This is a genomic window from Streptomyces sp. NPDC042346 (assembly GCF_055581845.1).
On the sequence record NZ_JBVJEH010000011.1, the window covers coordinates 182648 to 197324 of the forward strand.

Genomic DNA, 14677 nt, shown 5'->3' on the forward strand with positions numbered 1-14677 from the left:
GCCCGGCGTTCAGGGGCGCGCGTTCCATCGGACGGGACTTCCTGGTATTGGCAGGGCCACCTTCACGGGCACCCGCCGAGGCCATACTGGGAGGCATGGACGATCTTGCGAGCTTCCTGCGGACCCGGCGTTCCCGGGTCGACCCGGCGGCCGTCGGCATCCCCACGGACAGGCGCCGACGGGTCGAAGGGCTGCGCCGCGAAGAGGTCGCGCACCTGTCCGGAGTCAGCGTCGACTACTACGTACGTCTGGAACAGGGCCGCGCGACCCAGCCCTCCGAGCAGGTCCTCGACGCGCTCGCCCGCGTCCTCGGCCTCGACGAGACCGAACGCGGACACCTCTACCGGCTCGCCCGGCAGCGCCGCCGCCCCGCGAAGGCGCCGGGCGGACGGGTCCGGCCCGAGCTGCTGCGCGTCCTCGACCTGGTCTCCGGCGCACCCGCGCTGATCATGGACCACCGCCTGGACGTGCTCGCCGGGAACCGGCTCGCCGGGCTCCTCTTCGGCCGGCCGATGCCGGGCCTCAACACCGCGCGGCACCTCTTCCTCGAAGAGGCCGAGCGCGGTCTCTACGCCGACTGGGAGAAGTGCACCCTCGACGTGGTCGGGCATCTGCGCCTGGCCGCCGGGAAGTTCCCCGACGACCCCCAACTGGCCTCCCTCATCGGCGAGCTGGCGATGGGCAGCGAGCGGTTCCGCCGCCTCTGGGCCCGCGCGGACGTGCGCGCCCGTACGCATGGACGCAAGGCCTACCGGCACCCGCTGGTCGGGCTGCTGGAACTGCACCAGGAGAACTTCGCGCTGCCGGAGGCCTCGGGCATGGAGCTGGTGGTGCTGTCCGCCGCCGCCGGCAGTCCCGCAGAGGACGGGCTGCGCCTGCTCGCGGGCCTGGGTGCGGGCAGCGATGACGCGCATCCGCCGGTGAACGCCCGGGTCCGTGAGTGACGTGCGGTCCGGCACCCGCACGGCAGCCGGACCGTAAGCGATCCCAGCGCACCATTGTTGCCTGCACCGATGCTTCCTGTGCTCGCTGTGCTTCCCAGCACGCCGTCCTATGGTGGGCCGATGCGTACACACCACCCCATCGACCGCCCAGCCGATCTCGACACGGTCCGTGAGTCCTATGACCGAGTGGCCGACACCTACGCCCACATGGTGGTGACGACGGGCATGGGCGACATCCGTCGCCATCCCTGGCTCAAGGCATCCATCGACGCCTTCGCCGACACCGTGGGCGACCTCGGGCCCGTCCTCGACGTCGGCTGCGGGCCGGGGACGGTGACGGCCTACCTCGCCGAACGCGGACTCGACGTGTCCGGGGTCGACCTCTCGCCCCGGATGATCGAGAACGCGCGCCGTATGCATCCGGAATGCCGCTTCAGCGTCGCCTCGGCCACCGAGCTCGACCTGGCCGAGGCGTCCCTGGGCGGCGTCCTCGGGTGGTGGTCGCTGTTCAACCTTCCTCGCGACATCCTTCCCCAGGTCCTCTCCCAGTTCGCGCACGCCCTGAAGCCGGGCGGACACTTCATCACCGGGACGCACGTCGGCGACGAGGACCTGGTGCGCACCGACGCCTACGGAGGCGTACCCGTGCGGTGGACGACGCACAAGTGGCGGCCGGAGCAGCTCGTGGAACTGATCGAGCAGGCCGGGCTGCGTCCGGTCGCCGAGCTCCGACTCCCCGCGGAGGGGGAAGTCGGGCCGGGGCTGGTCGTCATGGCCCAGCGGCCCGTCTGAGGACGCCTGGGCTGGTCGTCGAGGGCCCCGTTCGATTTCCTTCCCTTCCCACCCGGGTGGCAGACACGTGAATTGGGCCCAAGACGCGACCGGGAAAGTATGATCAAGCGATGTCTGACATGACTGAGACCACGCCCGGCTGGCTGACCACGGACGAGCTGGGCACGGCCCGCGCCCGGATGCCGATCCTGTACGTCGAGGCGGTGCCCGTACGCGTGGACGACAGCGGCGAAGTCACCAGCGTCGGTCTGCTCCTGCGGATCGGCGCCGACGGGACGATCAGCCGGACCTTGGTGTCCGGCCGCGTGATGCAGCACGAGCGAGTCCGGGACGCGCTGCTCCGTCACCTGGAGAAGGACCTCGGCCCGGTCGCGCTGCCCCGCGTCCCCGCGTCCCTGCAGCCCTTCACCGTCGCGGAGTACTTCCCCACCGCGGGCGTCACCCCGTACCACGACCCGCGCCAGCACGCGGTGTCCCTGGCCTACATCGTGCCGGTGGCGGGCGACTGCCGGCCGCGGCAGGACGCGCTGGACCTGGTCTGGTTCAGCCCGCAAGAGGCGGCTTCCCCCGCCGTGCAGGATGAGATGCCGGGTGGCCGCGGGGTGCTGCTGAAGCAGGCGCTCGCGCACGTGGGGCACACCTACTGAGATCGGCCGCACCTCTGCCGAGTGCCCGAGCCGGGATTCTCCGGGCACTCCTGGGTGCGCCACGAAAGGGTGCTCCTGCGGGATTCTCCTGACTCCTGTCTGCTCGGCCGTCTAGCGTGCAGACAGGCCGCCGCCCTGCCTTCCGCGGCCATGAGGAGGATCCTGTGTCGTCGTCCTGCGACCCCCGGCACGCTCCCGCCGGCGACGTGAACGCAGCGCTCTTGGTGGTCGACTCCCGGCTCAAGTCCATCTACGACTCCCGAGCCGGGTCCGATCCCGAACAGCAGCGGCTGACCGAACAGTTCATCGCGTCCTTGGGGCCCACGGGCGTCCACGACCTGATCGACGGTGCCTGCACCCTCGTCTACATCTTCATGAAGTGGCTGAGGATGGCCCACGAGGACCACGGCAAGGACGTCATCGAGTACGTGGTCCCCAGCCTCGTGGCCGCGATGGGCAAGATGCCCAAGAGCGTCAGCCCCGAGGCCATCCCCACCATGGCCGGCCTGGTCATCGCTGCCGGCACCGGCCTGAGCCCCAGCCTGTGGCGGCGGCAGTACGGGGACTGGACCAAGGACGAGATGAATCCGCTGGAAGCCACCGCCCTCCTGCTCGCCGAGCACATCAACCGCCTCACCGACGACCAGGACTTCGCCACCCGCCTGGTCACCGAAGCGCTGTCCAGCGTGGAACAGGACCGATGAACCGGCCTTGCTGATTGTTTCAAAATGAGGTGCGCAGGCGGCCCGTCACGCCTCCGGCGGCGGAAGCCCCCGGGCGGGGGTGGCGTTTGCGAATGCGGCTCGCGCTGCTCTGCGGCCGGCCGGAAGGGGGGACTGCCGGGACGCGACGCCGGCCGTTGACAGGTGCGGTGGCCACCCGCGTGCCCGCAGGGGCCGACCGGTCTGTGGCCGGCGTCACGCGACCGCAGGGAGCGCCCTTGACGCGCCACCGGAAGCTGCGCTCCTCAAAAAGAGGGCGGCCCCACCAGAGGCCCGCTGGACACCCCCGCCTCCTGAGCCTCCGGGACCCGAACCCGCGTTGCCCGATCGCCCATCGGAAGCTGCCCTGGCGTCCGTTGTGCCCCGTCGGCCCCGCCGACTAGACAGGGAGGCACGTACCCGTACCACGCCCTTCAGGGGGATTCCCATGCACGCCAAGGACGCACCGAAGCCGTCGACCGCGACGGCGGCCGAGGCGGGCGCCCGCCGTGACGTTTCGCGCGGCGCCACGAGCACCCCTGCGACCGGTGTCGGCGGTGTCCTGTCCCCGCAGACGGTCCTCGCCCTCCAGCGCACGATCGGCAACGCCGCCGTCTCCCGGCTGGTCGAGGAGGCCCGGCACCAGCACGGCGCCGGCTGCGGCCACGCGCAGAGCTCCGAGGCCGCGCCCGCCCCCGTACAGCGTTCCGCCGTGCACGGCGTCCTGCGCAGCTCCGGGAGCCCCCTCGACGACGGCACCCGTGCCGACATGGAGTCCCGGCTCGGCGCCGACTTCTCCGACGTGCGCGTGCACGACGACAGCGCCGCCCGCGCCTCCGCCGCCGAGGTCGGCGCCCGCGCGTACACCTCCGGCAGTCACATCGTCATCGGCGACGGCGGCGGCGACCGCCACACCCTCGCGCATGAGCTGACGCATGTCATCCAGCAGCGTCAGGGCCCGGTGTCCGGCACGGACAACGGCTCCGGTCTGCGCGTCTCCGATCCCTCGGACCGCTTCGAGCGGGAGGCCGAGGCGAACGCCCGGCGCGCGCTGTCGGGCGCGGCTCCGGCGGCGCAGGCTGCCGCGCAGCCCGTCCAGCGCGCGACCGGGGGCACGCAGCCCTCCGTTCAGCGGGTGCCGACGGAGCCGGCGGAGACGACGTCTTCGTCCTCCGCAGCGCCCACGCAGGCGGCGGTGGTCCCGACCGCCCCGATGTTCGGCATCAAGATCAACAGCGCAGCGGATGCGAAGGCCAAAGGACTGACGGCCGAGAACACTCTCGTCGTCAACGCGAATCACTCCGGCGACATGTACCACGTCCGGGCCGCCCTGATCGTCAACCCGGACCTCAGGCTCCTCATGTACGGACTGCTGGACGACTTCGACCCAAAGGCCGACGGAAAGCGGATCACCGAATCCGTGACAAACAGGAGGAGGGCGGAGGAGAAATCCCCGGACAAGGTCGCTGCATCCACCGCGAGGGCGATTGCGTTCAACCAAATAAAGGCCGCTATCGGAGATGAAGTCGGCACATCCTTTCCTACTGGTCATGATCCTGCTGCTGCTGATGCTGAGGCCCAAGTCGCGAAGTGGCGCGAAAAAGAAAAGAAAAGCCGGATCAAGGCGGCCATGGAAACCTCGCCCGAGGCCCTCTACAGGGGCAACCTCAAAGCGGAGACGGACGCAGAAATCGCCACGGAGATCGCCGCGACCCGGGACAACCGCCCCGCGGAGAAGCGCTCCGTCGATCGCAAGGCCCAGCACATGTACCAACTCCACAAGGACCTGCCCGGCCGGGTCTTCTACACCAAAGAGAGCCCGAGGAACCTCAAGATCGGGCACAGCGGCGAGACCAAATCCACCGACGACTTCAAGGAAGGCATGCTGGAGCAGCGGCGCGCCTGGGTCGGTGAAGGGGGTGACGCGGCGGGGATGCAGGACTTCTACCGTGAGTACGCCGCTCCGGACGAGGTCACCAAGCAGGCTTTCGACGCCGCCCACTCGAAATCCGATCACCCGCTGAGCAAATTTAAGACAGGCGTCCGGTACGTCATCGTGAACTACCGGGACAGCGGCCACACCGGGGAGGGGAACGCCCCCGCGCTCGACACCGGACGGGAGGGTCTGACCCAGCTCCAGGACATGATCAGCACGCACCCCGATCTCGGGGGCGCGCGGCCCGTCCTCATCGGCGACATTCCGGGACCGATCCCCACCGACAGGCCGCACCTGCACAAGTACTGGGAGTGGTCCGGGATGACGGGCCGCCGCTCCGAGCTGGCACTGCTGCACTACCTCAATGAGAAGTTCACCATCATCGGCGCGGTCGGCATGCGCAGCGGCGTCACCGACCAGTTCACCTTCGCCGGGATCAAGACCCTGTCGATCGACATCTCCCCGAACCAGGCCAGGAACAGGAACGCCGACGGGAAGGACAACGAGACGGACGCGACGAAGTACCCCTCCAAGGGCTGGGAGCGCGGCGGGAAGCTGGAAGCGGTCTTCGGTTCGCAGTACGGGCGGGCCTTCCTCGGCCAGGAAAGGGCGAACGACCAGGAGGTCACCGACGGCGCGTGGGCGGGCCCCTTCGGGGAGCAGGACCAGGCGATGCTCCATGATGCGATCGCGCACTTCTTCGCCGAGGAACGCGGCGACGGAGGCACCCTCGCGACAGCCGACAACTTCCGGCACTCCTCCCACCCGCTGGACCCGCGCAGCATCGCCGAGCTCGACAAGAGCGATCTGCTGGGCGATGAAAAGAAGGGGGTGATCCGCGAGAGGATCGCGGCGCTGCAGGAGGCGGAAAAGGAAGACAGGAAGAAGAGGGGTCTGCCGACGACCGCGTAGCCGCCCAACACCGTCGCCCAAAGCCATACTTGGGCTCCGCACAGAGTTGAACGACGCTCAGCTACTGTGCGGCCCATGCAGGGGGAACTGGAAGGCAACTCGGGCCTGTTCACGCTCGACGGCAGTGGGGCCGTGCCGCTGGAGGAGGGGGATCCCCGGCAGATCGGAGCTTTCCGGCTGCTGGGGGTGCTCGGGTCCGGTGGCATGGGGCGGGTCTATCTCGGCGCCGTGCCGGGGAAGTTCGCGGCGGTGAAGCGGGTCCTTCCCGTGCTCGCCGAGGACGCGGACTTCCTCGGTCACTTCGGGCACGAGCTGGACAATCTCGCCCGGCTGCCCGCCGTGGCCAACACGAAGCTGCTCCACGAAGCTCCTCGCGAGCGACCGGACGGCCAAGCCGCCGTGGTTCGCGACCGAGTTCATCCCGGGCATCACGCTCAGCGAGGCCATCCGGCTGCACGGCGGGCCGCTGCCCACCGACGCCCTGCGGCGGCTCCTGCGGCACGCCGCCGAGGGGCTGCGGGTCGTACACGGCGCCGACATGGTGCACCGGGACCTCAAGCCGTCCAACGTCATGCTGACCGGCGGCGGCCTCTCCCTCATCGACTTCGGCGTGGCCCGCGCCGCCGACCAGAGCCGTCTGACGAAGACCGGCATGGTCATCGGGACGCCCGCCTACATGGCCCCCGAGCAGGCCGTCGCCGACCGGCAACTGACCGGTGCCACAGATGTGTTCGTGCTCGGAAGCCTGCTGCTGTACGCGGCGAACGGGCGGCCCCCGTTCGGTGACGGGTCGTGATGCCGCGCTTCCACAGCAGACGGCGGTACTTGCCGAAGTCGTCACCCCGGTCGGCATACAGCCGCCGGGGTGTTCGGCGAGGCCGACCTCGCAGGCCCCGGATCGGCGGGACGGCGTCGAGCAGCGGCCAGAGCTGGGTGACGTCGTGCCGGTTGCCGCCGGTGAGTGTGACGGCGAGCGGGGTCCCGTGACGGTCGACGATCACATGGTGCTTGGAACCGGGGCGGGCACGGTCGACCGGCGAGGGGCCGACGTGAAGTGGATCTTCGTTCGTAGTGCGATGGGTGTGGCGGCGGGGTTCAGGTACCGTCGCTCCAGCTGCAATCCCGGTGCTGCAAAGACGGGCGATCGGGCAACGGAAAACCGGGAGTTCCCGTTGCGTGCGCCCCTACCAACCATCGTTCGTCACAGCCATTCGTTGACAGCTGCGATGAGAACGGTCGCCTCGCAGCGGACGGCGAGCTCGTCGCATCGCGTGGCCACAGTTCGGTGACGCTTGAGCCGGTCGATCCCGCACTCGACCGCGTGACGCTCGCGGTAGTCGGCCGGGCCGAAGCGTGGCCGGCACCGCTCCCCCGCCCTGCCCCCTCCCCCCTCGGCCGGCGTCAAGATCGATTGTCAGTGGTGGGTGAGACGGTGGAGGTATCGAGTCGGAACGGAACGAGGGGGAGTCGTCATGTCCGGAAGCCAGAACTACATCAACCACGTCGCTCTTGTGCTGGATGCCAGTTCGTCCATGTCGCACCTGAGCCGCAAGGTCGTCGAAGTCGCCGACCAGCAGATCGCGTACCTTGCCCGCCGGTCGAGGGAGCTGGACCAGGAGACCCGCGTCACGGTGTACGCCTTCGCGGACAAGGTGGAGTGCGTCATCTACGACAAGGACGTGCTGCGCATGCCGTCCCTGAAGGAGCTGTACCGGGTCGGCGGCATGACGGCCCTGCTGGCGGCCGCGCTGAAGTCGCAGCGGGAACTCGCGCAGACGGCGCAACTGTACGGCGACCACAGCTTCCTGACGTTCGTACTGACCGACGGACAGGAGAACGCGAGTCACCGCTGCCCCGGCGCCCCTGCCCGGAATCCGCGTGAACTGCCCCAGGCCGTCGCCGAGATGATCGCGACGCAGGAGGACAACTGGACGCTGGCCGTCCTCGTGCCGGACCAGATGGGCAAGCGCGAGGCCATGCAGTGCGGGTTCCCGAAGGAGAACATCGCCATCTGGGACGCCACGAGCACCCAGGGTCTGGAAGAGGCCGGGCAGGTCATCCAGCAGGCAACCGAGAAGTTCATGGTGGGGCGCGCCCAGGGCATTCGCGGCTCGCGGGCGGTCTTCTCCATGGGTGCGGATGCCGTCAACGAGGAGACCATCAAGGCGGCCGGGCTCACCCCGGTGAATCCGTCGAAGTACCAGGTGATTCCGGTGGCCCGTGACGTGGCGATCCGGGAATGGGTCGTCGAATCCGGCCACACCTACCGTACGGGTTGTGCCTTCTACCAGCTGAGCAAGCCGGAGAAGATCCAGGCGCGGAAGCAGATCGCGGTGCTGGAGAAGAAGACGGACCGGGTCTACACGGGGCCAGAGGCCCGAGCCCTGATCGGCCTGGCGGACGTGGAGACGCGCGTCAAGCCGGACCACAACGACGACTTCACCATCTTCGTCCAGAGCACCAGCGTGAATCGGAAGCTCGTCTCGAAGACGCGGCTGCTGCTGATGCTCTGAGTCTCTGTGGCGCTTACGAAAGGTGTGCGCGGTTCGGGATCCGAGTCGGTGGAAAACCGTTCGATCTGTCGTTCTCCCGCGTACTAGGGTCGGCGACGTGGCAACGAAACTCAATCAGATCATCGCAGTGGAGAAGGGCGTCAAGTCCCGGGCGCACCAGGACCTGACGGCGGCTCATCACGGCCTGCAGAAGCCCGCGTTGCTCGCCGGCATCTCCCGTACCTACCAGCCGAAGGACGAGGAGGGCGAGCAACTGCCGCCCGAGTCCACGCTGGTGCAGGTGAAGGCCGAGGACGTGCTGCGCGACACCGCGCGAGCGCTGACCCGGCTCTTCGATGTGACGGCCACCAAGGACTGGGCGAACTGCGAGGCGCGCGCCGACATCACGGTCGACGGACGCGTGCTCGTGGCGCAGGTGCCCGTCGCGTATCTGCTGTTCCTGGAGAAGCAGTTGACGGACATCAACACCTTCGTCCGCAAGCTTCCCGTACTGGACGCCGCCGAGTCGTGGACGCAGGACCCGTCGACCGACGCGTGGAAGACCGAGGTCGTCCGCACGCTCCGTACGAAGAAGGTGCCGCGCAACCACGTCAAGGCGGAGGCGACGGACAAGCACCCCGCGCAGGTCGACGTCTACTACGAGGACGTGCCGGTCGGTTACTGGACGACGGTGAAGTTCTCGGGTGCGCTGCCGGCCCGGCGGGTCAACGAGCTGTTGGAGCGGGTGGAGAAGCTCCAGCAGGCGGTGAAGTTCGCCCGTGAGGAGGCGAACAGCGCCGAGGTCACCGACCAGCGGGTCGGCGACGCCGTCTTCGGCTACCTCTTCGGGTAGCCGGGACACCACAGACTCCCCGGCCACAGAGAACGGCCGGGGTGCGCGAGGAGCGCAAAGCTGAAGCTGAGCCTTGTCGTGACATCCGCGGTTCCAGTGGAGGTTCGAGTCCTCCTCCCGGCACTTCCTGCCGGGATGGCCCAACCAGGCAGAGGCAGACCGCGGTCAATCTCAGACTATTGCTCCAGACTCAGCATGCGCCGCTCATCGCCGGATCGACCGGGCCCGGGCCCTGGTGCGTCGAAATGCCAGTTCGAATCTGGTCCGCCGAGCTCGATCGGCGGTGGTCCAACGGCAGGACGCGACGCAATGACGAATGACCCGGGTCCTCAAGTGTGCCGGCGTGTGATGTGAGCGGCATCGCCAGGGTCCGGGGGCAGGCTACGCCCTCGGACCCGCTCCTTTCTCTCGACCGCCGTGGCGCGGCCCCTGTCCGAGGATCGTGTGACCGAGGATGTCGAGTGCGGCCCGGCGGCTCCGTCTCAGGGGCGTAAGCGGCCATCGTGGTCGTGCCCGCACCCAAGGAGACCCCGTATGCCGATCCAGCGGATGGACAACGTCCTCATCGTCGTCGACGACCTTGACGCCGTCATCGCCTTCTTCGTCGAACTCGGCATGGAGCTGGAAGGCAGGATGCCCGTCGAGGGGCGCTGGGTGGAGCGTGTCATCGGGATCGACGACGTCCGCCAGGAGGTCGCCATGCTGCGGACGCCGGACGGCCACGGCCGCATCGAGCTGGCGATGTTCCACACGCCGAAGGCGATCCGCGGCGAGCCGGAGGACGCGCCGGCGAACACGCTGGGCATCCGTCGCATCATGTTCGCCGTCGACGACATCGAGGACGTCGTCGCCCGCCTGCGCACCCACGGCGCCGCACTCGTCGGCGAGCTGGAGCGGTACGAGAACAGCTATCGGCTCTGCTACGTCCGCGGCCCTGAGGGCATCGTCGTCGGGCTGGCCGAACAGCTCGGCTGAAGGAAGCCGAACGGTTCACGGTCACCGTCGCGGTGACCGCGGGCGGCGTGGCGGTCGCCCCGGCCATCGCGTTCACCCGGGCGCGGAGGGCATAGAGGGTGCGGAGGGCGCGGAGAGGGTCGTGAGGTAGTCGGTCAGGGCCGCGGCGGTGGCGGCGAGTGGGAAGCGGGAGCCGAGTTGTCCGTCCGGGCGGACGACGAAGCCGGTCGGTCCTTCGGGGCGGTACAGCCGGGCGAACTCCCCCTCGGTGTCGTGGTATCCGGCGACCACGAGGCCGTCCAGGGCGGTCGGCGGTGCTTCCCTGGCCAGGACGGCGACGATCTGCGGTGGGTGCCCCGCCGCCGGGCCGGCGCCGTGTCCCCGTACCACCCCGCCGGCCGCCGCGGCCGCGGCCAGTTCGGTCGGAGCGGACGCGTACAGGAGCAGGACGTGCTCCGTACGGCCCCGCAGGATGTCGAGCAGGCGCAGCGCGTACGTGGCGACCGGGGTGGTCAGGCCGGCGCAGTCCGGGGCGCGGTCGCCGGGCTGGGGCGCGTCGGCCGGGCCGTACGTGCTGCGGGCGAGCGGGCCGCCCCGGTACCCGACGAGGAGTTGGGCTTCGCGGAGCATCAGTGTCCGAGGGTCGACGGTGTCGTTCTCCATGCCCTGGGTGGCATGGCGTACGGTGCGGCCGACGACCTCCTCGCCGACCGGGCGGCGCTCGGCGTCGTAACTGGTGAGCAGGGCGGGGCCCGCCTCGCCGCGGACGACGAGGGCGAGTTTCCAGGCCAGGTTGCAGGCGTCCTGGATGCCGGTGTTCATGCCTTGGGCGCCGGTCGGCGGGTGGATGTGGGCGGCGTCGCCCGCCACGAAGACCCGGCCGTCGGCGTAGCGGTCGACGATCCGGTGGCTGATGCGGAAGATGGACGACCAGCGCATCCGGGAGAGGGTGGCCGGCTTCGGGGCAAGCCGGTCCACGACGGCCTGGATGTGGGACAGCTCGGGGGCGCGGCCGCCTTCCAGGCCGTGCGCCACGCCGTCGCCGCCCACCGCACCGGTGTCCTGCGTCCGGGCGTCGCTGCCTGTCCGGGCCTCGCCCGGGTCCGTGGGCGCCGGCTCCATGGCGAGTGTGGAGAGTTCGGGCGGGACCAGCATCGACATGCGGTAGCGGCCCGTCCCGGGCAACGGGATGCAGACCAGCAGATCGTCGGTGGAGCCGTCGGCGGCCAGGTGGCTGGACCGTACGCCGTAGCCGTACGGCAGGTCCCAGTCGGCCTCGACGTCGGCGAGCATGTACTCCTCGGGGAAGGCGCCGCCCTCGAAGGTGAGGCCCAGCTGCTTGCGCACGATGCTGTGGGCTCCGTCGCAGCCGATCAGATAGCCCACCCGGGCCTCCTCCTCCGCTCCGCTCGCGGTGCGCAGGAGAGCGGTGACGCCGTCCTGGTCCTGGGTGAACGACAGCAGTTCCGTGCCGCGCTCGACGGCCGTGCCCAGGTCGGTGACGTACGCGTCGAGGAGGCGCTCGGTCTCGTACTGCGGGAGCGCGGCGAATCCGTACGGCACTTCGGGCGGCAGCGCGAGCTCGATCCGCGCCCGCTCCTCGCCGTTGACGTAGATCAGCTGTCCGCGCATCTCGGCGGCGGCCTCCAGGGCGGCGCGGGCCAGGCCCATCCGGTCCCAGATCTCCAGGGTGCGCGGCTGGATCCCGACAGCCTTGGCGTAGGGAAGCGGGGCGGCGAGCCGGTCGATCAGACGGCAGCGCACGCGGCGTCGGAGGAGCTCGGCGGCGGCACTGAGTCCGACCGGACCGGCGCCCACGACGAGTACGTCGGTCATACGGGTGCGCGCCACGGCTGCCTCCCAGCGCCCGGCCCCGAGATCGGTCCCGTACTCCATCGTCGCCCGCCGGTCCGCGGGCGGCGACCCGAGTGTCCGGCGGCCGCTCACTGCGCCGAGAAATCGGTGATCGTTCCTCGGTCCGTCGTGGTGCAATGCCCGCATGACGACTCTCGCGGAGAAGGCACTTCTCTTCCGGTCCCTGCACGTCCCCGGCACGCCGCTGGTCCTGCCCAACGCGTGGGACGCCGCATCCGCCCGGGTCGTGGCGGAGGCCGGCGCACCCGCGGTCGCGACGACGAGCGCCGGGGTCGCGTGGTCGCTGGGCCACGGCGACGGGGATCGTCTGAGCCGGGACGAGGCTCTGGGCGCGATCTCTCGGATCACGGCCGCTGTCGCCGCACCGGTCACGGCCGACATCGAGCGCGGCTCGTGGACGGTTCTCCGCTGCCGGTGAACGTCCTCGCGCTGAATCGCTGAATCACCGTCAGGACGCGCTGCTGGATTGGGCGTGTGAGGGATGTGGGAGTGCGAGTGGGAGTCGGGGGCGGACACATGGACTACGTGATCGGAGAACCTCGCGCCGATGAAGCATGGGGCATCGCCCAGATGCACCTCGCCGCGTGGCTGGAGACCTACCCCAACGAAGAGGCAGGCATCGACGAGGCCTGGATCAGGGAGCACCGGGGGCAGACAGCGACGGCGGAGGGCTCTGCTCCGTGGCGCGCGTTCATCGAGCGGACGGCCAGGGAGCCGCACGCGCTCTTCTGTCGTGTCGTCCGCTCCGAGGGGGAGATCGTCGGCATTCTGTGTGGGCGCCGCGACGGCGTCGTCGACCTCGGGCCCATGTATCTCCTGGAGACGGCCCAAGGGAGGGGCGTCGGTGGGCGGTTGATGGGCGCGTTCCTCGCGTGGGCCGGAGAGGTGCCGATGCGCTTGTGGGTGACGGAGTACAACGAGCGGGCCGTCCGCTTCTACGAGCACTACGGCTTCCGGACCACCGGTGAACGACAGCTCTGGCAGGACAGGCTGCCGAACCTCCGCATGGTCCGCCACATCCAGGGATGAGCTGCGCGGGCTCCCTCCGGGTTGCCGTCGGGGTTACTTCCACTCATAGATCTTGGCGGTGGCCTTCCCGCTCTCCTCGACATGGAACTCGAACAATCCGGCGACGCCGGTGAGTCGGGCGAACTTCGCGGCGACGGTTTCGAAGAACAGGGCGCCTCGCCAGTCGACTGCGCCGGATTCGTCGAAGCTGCCCACGCCCGAGCCGTGCCAGGTGATCGTCTCACCGTCCTGGGTCATCAAGACGCCCTGGCCTTCTCCGAACAGGCTGCCGTCGGCTCGTACGACCGATTCGTACGTGCCCATGTCCTTGACCCCGACACCCAGGAGCGTGCCGGTCGCCTGGAAGGACGCCTCCATGACGGGGTGGCCGCCGTCGGTGGACAGCACCCGAATTCCCGTGGTTTCTCCCTGCTCCTCGCCGATAAGTTCACCGAGCATGACGGAACTCCTCTCCGTTTCCCTCCGTCGACGGATGGATCCCCTCTACGGATGGATCCCTTCTTCCGGACTACGCCCGACAACGGGCACTGTCAAACGGGGGGAGCGGTTCCGAGGGCATACCGACCAGGTGTTGCCGATCTTGACGCTTCCGGCGCGCTCGGGGTCAGATGCGGTATCGAGGTGGCGGCCCGACGCATCCGAAACGGCACCGCTCCATGGAGGTCAGGCGGGTTCATCGCGACAGAGGATGCTTTCGATCCCGAGGAGATGCTGAACCTCTACGACTCGGTCGGCTGGGAGGGCTACACCAGCGACGTCGACAGGCTCTGTCGCGGGCTTCGGGCTGCCCAGGAATCGCCCCGACCTGCGTGCCGCGACGCCCTGAACACGACCTGCGCCAAGATCAATCGCAGGTCCGCACATTAGTGTCGGAGGCATGACGAAAACCCTTACCGGCAGTGCCTTCGACTCGCTCCGCCTCGACGCCGTGCCCGACCAGGAGACGCTGCGCCGGACCTACGAACTCCCCAATGACACGGCCATCCGCAAGCAGATGACCGAACTCACCGAGCAGACCCGGCGGTTGATCGGCTGCTCCTCGCTGGTCCTGGTCGCGAGCGCGGACGCCGAGGGCAACTGTGACGTTTCCCCGCGCGGCGGCCCCGCCGGGTTCGTCGCCGTCCTGGACTCACGGACGGTGGCGATACCGGACGCGACCGGCAACAAGCGCCTGGACACCCTGCAGAACGTCATCGCCACCGGGCGCGCCGGGCTGCTGTTCGTCATCCCGGGACGCACCACGACGCTCAGGGTGAACGGCCGGGCCTGCGTCTCCACCCGCCCGGAGCTGCTGTCGCAGCTGACCGCCGTGGGCAAGCCGCCGGCCAGCGCGTTGGTGGTGGGGATCGAGGAGGTCTACCCGCACTGCCCCAAGTCGCTCCTGCGCAGCGGGGCCTGGAAGCCGGAGCAGTGGCTCCCGGCGGACGCCCAGCCGGCCTCGGCCGAGGTGACGCTGGCCCAGCTGCGGATGCCGGAACTGACGATCACCGACATCGAGCAGGCGGAGGCGGACTCGCTGAAGTACCGGTACGAGTAGCGGGC

General features: G+C 69.5%; 12 protein-coding genes and 4 pseudogenes. 13 read left to right on the forward strand and 3 right to left on the reverse strand.

All coding sequences use genetic code 11. The features are described 5' to 3' along the window. The first annotated feature begins 95 nt into the window (after positions 1-95). The 6 genes and pseudogenes from ACZ6K0_RS34560 to ACZ6K0_RS34585 form a co-directional block, all read left to right on the forward strand. Entirely contained in the window at positions 96-944 is an 849-nt protein-coding gene (locus ACZ6K0_RS34560) for a helix-turn-helix transcriptional regulator (RefSeq protein ID WP_376411587.1), read from the forward strand. A gap of 120 nt (positions 945-1064) precedes the next feature. After that, on the forward strand, positions 1065-1736 hold the full coding sequence (locus tag ACZ6K0_RS34565; protein ID WP_469230454.1) for a class I SAM-dependent DNA methyltransferase: 672 nt from the start codon (positions 1065-1067) through the stop codon (positions 1734-1736). Positions 1737-1855: 119 nt separating this feature from the next. Beyond that, entirely contained in the window at positions 1856-2383 is a 528-nt protein-coding gene (locus ACZ6K0_RS34570; RefSeq protein WP_376411764.1) for an NUDIX hydrolase family protein, read from the forward strand. 164 nt (positions 2384-2547) lie between these two features. Continuing rightward, on the forward strand, positions 2548-3087 hold the full coding sequence (locus ACZ6K0_RS34575) for a hypothetical protein (RefSeq protein ID WP_469230452.1): 540 nt from the start codon (positions 2548-2550) through the stop codon (positions 3085-3087). Positions 3088-3853: 766 nt separating this feature from the next. Next, positions 3854-5932: an eCIS core domain-containing protein gene (locus ACZ6K0_RS34580; RefSeq protein ID WP_469230450.1), complete on the forward strand. Its 2079-nt coding sequence runs from the start codon at positions 3854-3856 to the stop codon at positions 5930-5932. A gap of 105 nt (positions 5933-6037) precedes the next feature. Next, positions 6038-6725 (forward strand): annotated as a pseudogene (locus ACZ6K0_RS34585) (serine/threonine-protein kinase); the annotation flags it as partial. Here ACZ6K0_RS34585 and ACZ6K0_RS34590 read toward each other — a convergent pair. Continuing rightward, positions 6718-6981 (reverse strand): annotated as a pseudogene (locus ACZ6K0_RS34590) (transposase); the annotation flags it as partial. The pseudogenes ACZ6K0_RS34585 and ACZ6K0_RS34590 overlap by 8 nt on opposite strands. Before the next feature lie 423 nt (positions 6982-7404). Between ACZ6K0_RS34590 and ACZ6K0_RS34595 the strand changes: the two are divergent. The 4 genes and pseudogenes from ACZ6K0_RS34595 to ACZ6K0_RS34610 all read left to right on the forward strand — a co-directional run bounded on the left by ACZ6K0_RS34595 (position 7405) and on the right by ACZ6K0_RS34610 (position 10252). Then, the gene (locus ACZ6K0_RS34595; RefSeq protein ID WP_469230448.1) at positions 7405-8445 is read left to right on the forward strand and encodes a vWA domain-containing protein; all 1041 of its coding nucleotides are present in this window, start codon (positions 7405-7407) and stop codon (positions 8443-8445) included. A 97-nt stretch (positions 8446-8542) separates the two neighbouring features. Then, the gene (locus ACZ6K0_RS34600; protein WP_376411570.1) at positions 8543-9277 is read left to right on the forward strand and encodes a DUF7873 family protein; all 735 of its coding nucleotides are present in this window, start codon (positions 8543-8545) and stop codon (positions 9275-9277) included. A 35-nt stretch (positions 9278-9312) separates the two neighbouring features. After that, a pseudogene (locus ACZ6K0_RS34605) lies at positions 9313-9400 on the forward strand. A 411-nt stretch (positions 9401-9811) separates the two neighbouring features. Further along, on the forward strand, positions 9812-10252 hold the full coding sequence (locus ACZ6K0_RS34610) for a VOC family protein (protein ID WP_469230446.1): 441 nt from the start codon (positions 9812-9814) through the stop codon (positions 10250-10252). A 72-nt stretch (positions 10253-10324) separates the two neighbouring features. Here the strand turns inward: ACZ6K0_RS34610 and ACZ6K0_RS34615 are convergent, their stop codons facing one another. Then, positions 10325-12082, reverse strand: a complete 1758-nt coding sequence (locus ACZ6K0_RS34615) for an FAD-dependent monooxygenase (RefSeq protein WP_469230445.1) — start codon at positions 12080-12082, stop codon at positions 10325-10327. A gap of 148 nt (positions 12083-12230) precedes the next feature. Here ACZ6K0_RS34615 and ACZ6K0_RS34620 point away from each other — a divergent pair. Continuing rightward, positions 12231-12497 (forward strand): annotated as a pseudogene (locus ACZ6K0_RS34620) (isocitrate lyase/phosphoenolpyruvate mutase family protein); the annotation flags it as partial. A 125-nt stretch (positions 12498-12622) separates the two neighbouring features. Beyond that, entirely contained in the window at positions 12623-13135 is a 513-nt protein-coding gene (locus ACZ6K0_RS34625) for a GNAT family N-acetyltransferase (protein ID WP_376411565.1), read from the forward strand. A gap of 33 nt (positions 13136-13168) precedes the next feature. On the opposite strand, the gene ACZ6K0_RS34630 is transcribed toward ACZ6K0_RS34625, so the two are convergent. Then, positions 13169-13573, reverse strand: coding sequence for a hypothetical protein (locus ACZ6K0_RS34630; RefSeq protein ID WP_376411562.1), 405 nt, complete (start codon positions 13571-13573; stop codon positions 13169-13171). 439 nt (positions 13574-14012) lie between these two features. Here ACZ6K0_RS34630 and ACZ6K0_RS34635 point away from each other — a divergent pair, with 439 nt between their 5' ends. Next, the gene (locus tag ACZ6K0_RS34635) at positions 14013-14672 is read left to right on the forward strand and encodes an MSMEG_1061 family FMN-dependent PPOX-type flavoprotein (RefSeq protein WP_469230443.1); all 660 of its coding nucleotides are present in this window, start codon (positions 14013-14015) and stop codon (positions 14670-14672) included. The last annotated feature ends 5 nt before the right edge of the window (positions 14673-14677 follow it).